Here is a 9,023-nt window from a genome sequence, read left to right on the forward strand (position 1 = left end):
GCGCCGCCCGCGCGCCCCCGCCCGGCCGAGCATGCGGCGGAGGGGGCGGCGGCGGCGGCCGCGGCGCCCCCCCCCCCGCCCCGCCCCGCACACCCCAGGCGCGACGGCACGGTATGCCCGCAGTCGCTTTCTCATAACAGCTCACCGAAATAGGCAACCAAACGGACACTACTCCGAACAGCCTAATCATCACGTCCAGTGATCCGTGTCACAAACCGAGTATCGGCCGTAACGGATGTAACGACAGCCGTCGCACAACCGATGCGCTCGTCGGGTGAAGCACTTTCACCACGTTTCAGGGGGATCCGAGCACGCGTATCGGAAACGCACGCGAAATGACATTTCCGGATACCGGGTCTTCCGTGTTACGAGTCGTATACGGCAGCGCGGGTCGCGGCCGGGAATTTCCCCGGCGCGGACCCGTGAAGTAGGAGAGTCTCCCGGATGACCACGGTCCTCACCAATGAACCCGGCGCGTCGGCTGCCGAGCCCGGCAGGGTGTCTCGCCGGCCCCGGGCCCGAGTCTGGAACTGGTTCGCGTTCGGGCTCACCACCGCGGTTTTCGTCGTGCTGGCTTGGAACCGGCGCTGGATGAGCGACGACGGGCTGATCGTCCTGCGGACGGTGCGGCAGATCCTGGCCGGGAACGGACCCGTGTTCAACCTCGGCGAACGGGTCGAATCCAATACCAGCACGTTGTGGACCTTTCTGCTCACGGCATTGGCCTGGATCCCCGGGCTCCGGCTCGAATGGCTGGCAGTGCTCACGGGCCTGGTCTGCGCGACCGGCGGGCTGGTGCTCGCTCTCGACGGCGCCCGGCGTCTCGCCGGCTCCGGCGGGTCGGTGTTCGTGGTGCCGGCCGGTGCGCTCGTGGTGATCGCGCTGCCCCCGTTTCGCGACTTCGCCACGTCGGGGTTGGAGACCGGGCTGATCACGCTGTGGCTCGGTGCCACGTGGTGGCTGCTGGTGCGGCACGCCCGGCACCAAGCGAACGAACCGGTGGTCCTGACAGCCATCGTGATCGGTCTCGGAGTCCTCGTCCGCCCGGACCTCGGCCTGTTCAGTGCCTTCGCCGGGGCCGGTCTGCTGGTGCTCACGTGGCGGGGCTGGCGCGCCGCGCTGGTGTGGATCGCCGCGGCCGCCGCGCTGCCGGTCGCGTATCAGATCTTCCGCATGGGCTACTACGGGCTGCTCACCCCGAACACCGCGCTGGTCAAGGAAGCGTCCAACGCGTTGTGGGGCAAGGGACTCACGTACCTGGGCGACTTCGCCGGCCCCTACTACCTATGGGTCCCGCTGGGATTGTGTGCGCTCGTCTCCTTGTTCCTGTTGTGGCGCAAGACCGTGAACAAGCGTGTCGCGGTGGTGGTGGCCGTGCCGCTGCTCAGCGCGCTTGCCCTGGCGCTCTACGTCATCCGCGTCGGCGGCGACTTCATGCACGGACGCATGCTGCTGCCCGCACTGTTCAGCCTCCTGCTGCCGGTGATGGCGATTCGGCTGACGCGCGCAACCGTCGTGCCCACGGTCGCGCTCGCCGCGTGGGCGCTGGTCGCCGCCGGATGGCTGCGGACCGAGTACACGAACCTGACCCGGCCGCTGAACGACGCGACGGGCATCGCCGACGAACGCGCCGCCTACGTGTCCGAAAGCCACCACGAGCACCCGATCCTCGCGGAGGACTTCGACCAGTTCACCGCGATCGCCGATCCGATCCGCGCGCTGCTGCCCAGCGGGCAGGGCGCGGTGCTCGTGCCCGGCGAACAGGACGGCTGGCAGCTCTACCCGACCGGCACCGGACACAGCGTCGCGACCTTCTTCAACATCGGTGGCCCCGGCATGCTCCTCCCGCTGGACATGTGGATCCACGACCCCATCGGGCTGTCCAATCCGGTCGCCGCGCACACCACGCCCTATCCCGGCCGCCGGGTCGGGCACAACAAGTACGCCGGCATCAACTGGGAAGTCGCCGATCTGGCTCAGGGCACGACGGCGCAGCTCGCGGCCCGTGGCGACTTCACGGTCGCCGAACTGGACACGATCCGCCACACGCTCGCCTGCCCGCGCACCCAAGAGATGCTCGCCTCCGTACGGGCACCGCTGACCTTCGACCGGTTCCGGGACAACCTCCTGCACGCCACGGGCCGCAGCGGCCTGCGATACGACCACAGCACAGTCACGACGCAGACCTGCTCCTGATCTCGCACGTGCCGAGACGGCGGCAGTCCAAGCCCGCGATGACCGGTGTCCGTTTCACGCCGCCTGTGCGGGACGCTCACTCATCGCGACAAAGGCTCGTGCCGCGATGAAGTACGGCCGCGCCTGCTCGCGGAACTCCTCGACCGAGCGGAAACCGCGGTCGAGCACGTGGGTCGCCAGCGCATCGGTACGCCACAACGCGGCGAACGTCGTATCGAGCACGTCGGTGGGAATATCGCCGGGGTGGAACTTCGGGTTGAGCTGAACGGCCTGACTGCTCAGGCGGAGCAGCCGTGCGCTCTGTCCGGCCAATTCGGCCAGGTCGGGCACCAGCTCGGGAGGTATCCCGTCGTAGACGAGCCGCCCCGAGCGTCGCCGGAACGTGCGCACGAGCACGCGGATCGCGCGGTCGTGCCTGGTGAGCGTGGCCGCTTCACCATCGGCGAGGATTCCCCGGCGGACGAGTTCCTCCGTGGTCAGGGCGTCCAACCAGGCCGGAACGAACGTGTCTCCCCCGACCTCCGGATATTCGGGCCGCAGATGGGCCAGCACGTGCGCGGTGTGGCGGTCCGGGAAGTCCGGGAGGAACAGCTGCGCGCAGGCGAGCACCTGGCGCCGGGTCGGGCCTTCGGGATCGGAAGTGGCCGGGGTGTGCTGGAGACTCCACTCCTTCCGCCAGGTGGTGACCGGCACCTCGATCCCCTGCCCCGGCGGCGTCAGCACATTTTCGACAAGGAGGCTCCGGACCGCGTCCTCGGCATCGGTGCGCTTGACATCGCTCAGCCGGTCGCCACGCAGTTCCTCGACGACGAGCCGCATCGGGCCTGCCAACCCTCGCTCGCCTGCCGACGCCAGCAGGTTCGTGTTGGTGCGGGCGGTGAAATGCAGCGACCGGGCGAGGTCGACGACCTTCGCGGCCTCGGCCGGATCGAGCCGGCCGGCGGCGGCCAAACGGTCGGCGACGCCGAGAATGCTCACGATCGCCTGGGTGAAGGCGCGGAAGTCCACATCGGCGTCGCCGTGGGTCAACGCCACGTCGGCGTCGGAGATCAGCCGGCCGTCCCGGTACCAGGCGAAGACCGTGCCCAGGCCGGTCATCCCGTGGCCCTGGTGTTCGGCCGCGCGCAGGGCACCGAGGCTCGCCGTCCCGTAGAGGGGGACGCCGGCCGCGTACAGATCGAGGATTTCCTTGTGCCGCACCGGCGCGGTGTGCTGATAGACGCCGTCGACGATGAGGACGGCGTCGCCGGCGTCCGGACGGAGACGGTAGAGATCGCCGTGCGCGATCGGGGGATGCGGGCACACCCCGGCCAGTTCGAGCACGGGCGAGCCGGACAGCGAGGGGCCGGCGAAGACGTGGATCGTCATGGGGTTCCTTGGCTACTCCTGCGCGGAGGCCTGCGCCAGCCGCGGCTGCCTGTCTTCCGGATCGGGGTAGCGGGGCAGATCCTCGCTCGCCTCGTGCTGTCCCTCGGGCAGCCCCGGCGCGACCACCTTGCAGACGGCGAAGGGCTCCCCCGGCGGGCTCAGGTCGACACGCAGCACCGGACGGCCCGACATGACACTCACCTGAGCGGCCAGCCAGGCAAGCACCTCCGCGCTCGGAACGCGGGCCCCCACCGAGGGTTTCGCGATCTCGTCCCACGACCGGTTCGGTTCGACGGTCACCGGCGGGACGGGATAACGCACTCCCCGGTAGGCCCCGCTGCCGATGTCCTCGCGAGTTCCGCTGATCACCGACATGCGGCTCTGGACCGCCTCGGTCAAGGCTCGCTGCACGGCGATCTCGGGCAGGAAATGGCTCCCGGAACCGGCGTAGAGACCGGGCATGTCAGGGCCCCAGACGAAGGCGGCGAACGTCGACACGCCCGATACGGTCGAGCAGTCCACGACCTCCACCCAGAAGTCGAGGTCGTGCAACCGCTCGATGAGATCGCGGCTCCAGCACTCGGGCAGGGTCCGGAGATCCACGACTTTTCGCTGCCGGATGGGTGTTTCCGCCATACCGGCTGTCGAGAACCGTTCGATGACTTCGAGCAGCGCGTGGATCGTGGCTTCCGCGAGATTGTTCCCGCTGGCCAGGCCATTGGCCGAACAGAACTGGGTGGGCGGTCGCCAGGTGCCGTCGGCGATGCCGTCCATGGCGACCGCGCGGAGCGGGACGAAGGTCGGCGCCCCGTCCCCCAGTGCGACGGCGGGGACCCAGCGCAGCGGGAAGCGATCGGAGATGACCGAGCGCTCGGTCGGGGTTATTTCCGTTGTGGTGTAAGGGAGATCGAGTTCCGCGGCCGCCGCGACGAAGGCGTCGGGAGTGGTGAAGTACCGCTCGCAGACGGACATCTCGATGGCCTCCATGACCGCCGACAGCCGGGCGAGCAAGGGCGTGGCGCCCTTGCCCTGGCTGACACCCACGGTGGTGGCGAGCGGCCGCACGGCCATGTAGACCGGCATGCCGATGATGTCGAGCCCGGTGAGCTCGGCGACCCTGGTGATCCCGTAGTCACGCATCCGGGGCCGCACGAGCTCCCACGTCTCCTCGGGAGACCGGTCCCGCAACGTGCCGGGGAGAACGACGGGGCCACCGCTCGACGCGCCGTGCGTACGTACCATCATTGTCCATTTCTGTGAGCGGTTCCCTCGTACGACGCCCTAACGTCCGGCGACCGCGCCCTCGTTCTCCACCGGAGCACTCGCCGGAGCAGCGGTTTCGGTGGTGGTCCGCCGCGCCTTCCGCAGGAGCACCGCGGAGAGCAGACCGGTGGCCACGGCGAGCCCGGCACCGACGAGGAGGGCGGCGCCGACCCCGTCGGTCAGCGACGTCAGCGAGTCACTGCCCCGCCCGGTCGACCGCGCGGTGGCCGCCGCCGCGACCGAACTGAGCGCCGCCAGCCCGATCGCGCCGCCCAGCTGCTGGGTGACGTTGACCAGGCCCGAAGCCAGGCCGGCGCTGTCCGCCGGTGCCTCCGCGGTGGCGGCGATCATCAGGGCGACGACGCTGAGCGTGGCACCGATCGAGGTGATGGTCAGCGCACCGAGCACGTCGGCGAAGTAGTTGCCGCCCACGCCGACCTGGGCCAGCCAGAACAGGCCCGCCGCGGCGATCAGGCTGCCCGCCGTCGCCGGGATCCGGTAGCCGATCCGGCTGACCAGGTTGCCGGCGTGGGTTCCCAGCAGCGTGAAGCACAACGCCGCGGGCATCTGCGCCAGTCCGGCCTGCAGCGGCGTGAATCCCAGTACCAGCTGCACATACAAAGTGAGGAGGAAGAACATCGGCATGATCGCGCCCTGGGTGAGCAAGGTGAGACCGTTGCCGTTGCGCAGCGACGCGATCCGGAAGATGCGCAGTGAGATGAGCGGGTGGCTGCTGCGTGCCTCGATCACGACGAACGCGGCGAGCAGTACCGCGGCCGCGGCGAAAAGGCCGAGGGTCTGCACGGTGCCCCAGCCCGCGGTTTGGGCGTTGAACAACGCGTACACCGTCAAGGAAACGCCTCCGGTGACCGTGACGGCTCCGGCGAGGTCGAACGTGCGCTGGCTCGCGTCCTTCGCCTCGGGAAGCAGGCGCGGCGCCAGCAGCACGACCACGGCCACGATCGGGAGATTGACCCAGAACACCGCCTGCCAGCCGAACCATTCGGTGAGCAGACCGCCGAGGACGTATCCGGTGGCGGCGCCCGCGGCGGCCACCGCGCCCCAGATACCGAGGGCCTTGTTCCGTTCCTTCTGTCCCGTGAACAGGGTCATGACCAACGCGAGCGCGGCGGGCGAAACCGTTGCCGCGCCGACACCCTGCACCACGCGGGCCACGATCAGCCACAGCGGCGAGCCGGCGAGCGCACCGGCCAGCGAGCCGACCGCGAACAGTGCCAAGCCGACGATGAACATCCGGCGGCGTCCCAGAATGTCGCCCGCCCGGCCACCGAGCAGCAGCAGACCACCGAAGGCGAGTGCGTAAGCGTTCGTGACCCACGGCAGGCTTTCGGGCGTGAAGCCGACGCCTGACTCCATCGAGGGGGCGGCAATGATCACGATCGCGGTGTCGACGACGAGTACGAACTGGGTCATGGCCAACAGTGCGAGCGCGAGCCAGTGCCGAGTAGGTGGTGACGACATGGCATCTCCTGAGGTTGCCGATTTACCGGGATGTGCGAGCCCCTATTTCCGTTTATTATGCGCCGCTGGTCCCCGGATTCTTTCTTCGTGGTTGCTCAGCCTGGCAAAGCAATCCAAGAGACGCCTCGGCGACGCGCGGTGCCGAATGCTCACAAAGCCGCTGACCTGAGGAGACAAGGGAAATGTCGCGAGCCAGAACCTTCCCCGAGGCGTTCCAGCAGACCGTGGCAGCACATCCGGACGACGTCGCGCTGCGCACCCCGGGCGATGTCGTCCAGCTGACCTGGAAACAGTACGACGACGAGGTGCGCAGGCTCTCGGGCGGTCTGGCGGCGCTGGGCCTGAAACGGGGCGACACGTTCACGGCGATGCTGACCAATCGCCCCGAGTTCAACCTGACCGAGGTCGCGGCCTCCCATCTCGGCGCCACCACGTTGTCCATCTACAACACCAGCTCGCCGGAGCAGATCGGCTACCTGCTCACCCACTCCGACACGAGAATCATGGTCTGCGAACGACAATTCGCCGACCGGATCAGGGAATCCGGCGCCCCACTGGAACACCTCCTGATCGTCGAGGACGGCGACCTCGACCGGCTGCGGCCGGAACCGGGTTTCGATTTCGAGGCCGCCTGGCGGGCGGTGGCGCCGGACGACCTCCTGTGCCTGATCTACACCTCGGGGACGACCGGGCCGCCCAAGGGCGTCGAGCACACCCACCGGGGCTGGCTGCGGATGATCGACGCGATCGCCACCATCTGGCCGATGGAGGCGGGCGACACGACGATCTCCTATCTCCCGTCCAGCCACTCGGGTGACCGGTTCTTCCGCCACTACTACCCCATCGTGCGCGGTGGCCAGGTCACCTGCCTCGCCGACGCCGCCAGGCTGGCGGAGACGATCGCCGAGCTGCACCCGACGACGTTCGCCGCCGTGCCAAGGACTTGGGAGAAGCTCAAGGCCGGCGTCGAACGGGAAGTGCTGGCCGACCCCGAAACCGCGGCCGCGTTCGAGGCGGGTGAGCAACGGCTTCTGGACTCGATCCGCGTCAAGGCCGGATTCGACCGCATGAAATGGGCGCTGACCGGCACCGCGGCGATCGCGGAGCACGTCTACGCCTTCTGGGAAAGGCTCGGCGTGGCGGTCAGCGTCGGCTGGGGCATGACGGAATGCGGTTTCGGCGCGGGATCGTCGCCGTCGGATTCGAAGATCGGCACCATCGGGAGACTTGCCCCGGGTGCCGAAGCGCGCATCGCGGAGGACCACGAGCTGCTGGTGCGCATGCCGTGGATGATGCGGGGCTACCGCAAGGATCCGGTGAAGACCGCGGAAGCGCTCGGCCAGGACGGCTGGCTGCACACCGGCGATCTCGCCACTGTGGACGATCAGGGAAACTACCGGATCATCGGCCGCAAGAAGGAACTGATCGTCAATTCCGGCGGAAAGAACATGTCGCCGAGCAATATCGAACACGCCATCACGGCGGGTTCGTCACTGATCGGGCCGACGATGGCCTACGGCGACGACAAACCGTACAACGTCGCGTTGATCACCCTCGATCCGGACGCCGCCGCGGCCTACGCCGCCGAAACCGCCGTTCCGGCGGATCCGGCCGTCCTCGCCCAGGACGAGCAGGTACTGGAGAAGATCCGAGCGAGTGTCCATTCCGGGAACCGGAAACTGTCCCGGATCGAACAGATCAAGAGGTTCACGGTGCTACCGGAGTTCTGGGTGGCCGGCGGCGACGAGCTGACCACGACGTCGAAGCTCAAGCGCGACGTCATCGCGAAGAAGTACGCGCCCCAAAGCGTGGCCTTTTAGGGGCTGGCTGGTTTCCCCACCACTCGAACCCACCCGGTTCCGCAAGGGGCCCCTTCCTCGCACCGAGCGCGAGGAAGGGCCCCTTTCGCATGCGCGGAGCCACTCCGAGGCCGCGCACGCCCGTACTCCACCGGCCTGGCGAAACACGCGCACCGCACGCAATCCATGAGTAGTTTTCCACGGTCGGCGGGTGCATTATTTATATAGCAACCAGGCATTCTTCACACCGGACACCAGGAGGAAACCATGTTCGACATCACCAAGATCTCCGACGCCGAACTGCTCGCCACCGCCGGCGCCGAGTCCGTCGACTTCGCCCACGCCACCGTCGCACCCTCGGTCATGACCGGCGAGCCCTGCGACTGATCCACATTCCGGGATCGCCCAGCAGATACGCAATTCAGGAGTGGTTCTCCACACTCGGCAGGCGCATAATTTAAATAGCCACTACCAGGCATTCTGAACACCGATACCAGGAGGAACTCATGTTCGACATCACCAAGATCTCCGACGCCGAGCTGCTCGCCACCGCCGGCGCCGAGTCGGTCGACTTCGCCCACGTCACCGTCGCCCCGTCGGTCATGACCGGTGAGCCCTGCGACTGATAGTTCGCACAAGCCGAACCGACGCACAACCCGGTGAAGCGGCACTATCCACCCGTCCGCTTCACCACCTGAACCATCCCCCAGCACAACCTCAACATCAGGAGAAATCATGATCGACATCACCAAGGTCTCCGACGCCGAGCTGCTCGCCACCGCCGGCGCCGAGTCGGTCGACTTCGCCCACGTCACCGTCGCCCCGTCGGTGATGACCGGTGAGCCCTGCGACTGATAGTTCGCACGAGCCGAACCGATAGCCGGGGTGGTTTGGCGGAAAACCGGGCAAAACCCC

At 68.0% G+C, this 9,023-nt stretch carries 5 protein-coding genes; 2 read left to right on the forward strand and 3 right to left on the reverse strand.

Going from position 1 to position 9,023, the window contains the following annotated elements; genetic code table 11:
• Positions 1 to 444: 444 nt before the first annotated feature.
• Positions 445 to 2,196, forward strand: coding sequence for an arabinofuranosyltransferase (locus tag ACFWY9_RS29930; protein WP_378331702.1), 1,752 nt, complete (start codon positions 445 to 447; stop codon positions 2,194 to 2,196).
• Between the two features lie 54 nt (positions 2,197 to 2,250).
• On the opposite strand, the gene ACFWY9_RS29935 is transcribed toward ACFWY9_RS29930, so the two are convergent.
• The 3 genes from ACFWY9_RS29935 to ACFWY9_RS29945 are packed head-to-tail and all read right to left on the reverse strand — an operon-like array spanning position 2,251 to position 6,309.
• Positions 2,251 to 3,564: a TfuA-like protein gene (locus tag ACFWY9_RS29935; RefSeq protein ID WP_378340440.1), complete on the reverse strand. Its 1,314-nt coding sequence runs from the start codon at positions 3,562 to 3,564 to the stop codon at positions 2,251 to 2,253.
• Between the two features lie 12 nt (positions 3,565 to 3,576).
• Positions 3,577 to 4,809, reverse strand: coding sequence for a YcaO-like family protein (locus ACFWY9_RS29940; RefSeq protein ID WP_378331700.1), 1,233 nt, complete (start codon positions 4,807 to 4,809; stop codon positions 3,577 to 3,579).
• Positions 4,810 to 4,845: 36 nt separating this feature from the next.
• Positions 4,846 to 6,309 (reverse strand): MFS transporter, encoded by a 1,464-nt coding sequence (locus ACFWY9_RS29945; RefSeq protein ID WP_378340441.1) that lies wholly within the window; start codon positions 6,307 to 6,309, stop codon positions 4,846 to 4,848.
• A 182-nt stretch (positions 6,310 to 6,491) separates the two neighbouring features.
• On the opposite strand from ACFWY9_RS29945, the gene ACFWY9_RS29950 reads away from it, so the two are divergent.
• Entirely contained in the window at positions 6,492 to 8,129 is a 1,638-nt protein-coding gene (locus ACFWY9_RS29950) for an AMP-dependent synthetase/ligase (RefSeq protein WP_378340442.1), read from the forward strand.
• The last annotated feature ends 894 nt before the right edge of the window (positions 8,130 to 9,023 follow it).

The organism is Amycolatopsis sp. NPDC059027 (assembly GCF_042739735.1).
Taxonomy (GTDB): domain Bacteria; phylum Actinomycetota; class Actinomycetes; order Mycobacteriales; family Pseudonocardiaceae; genus Amycolatopsis.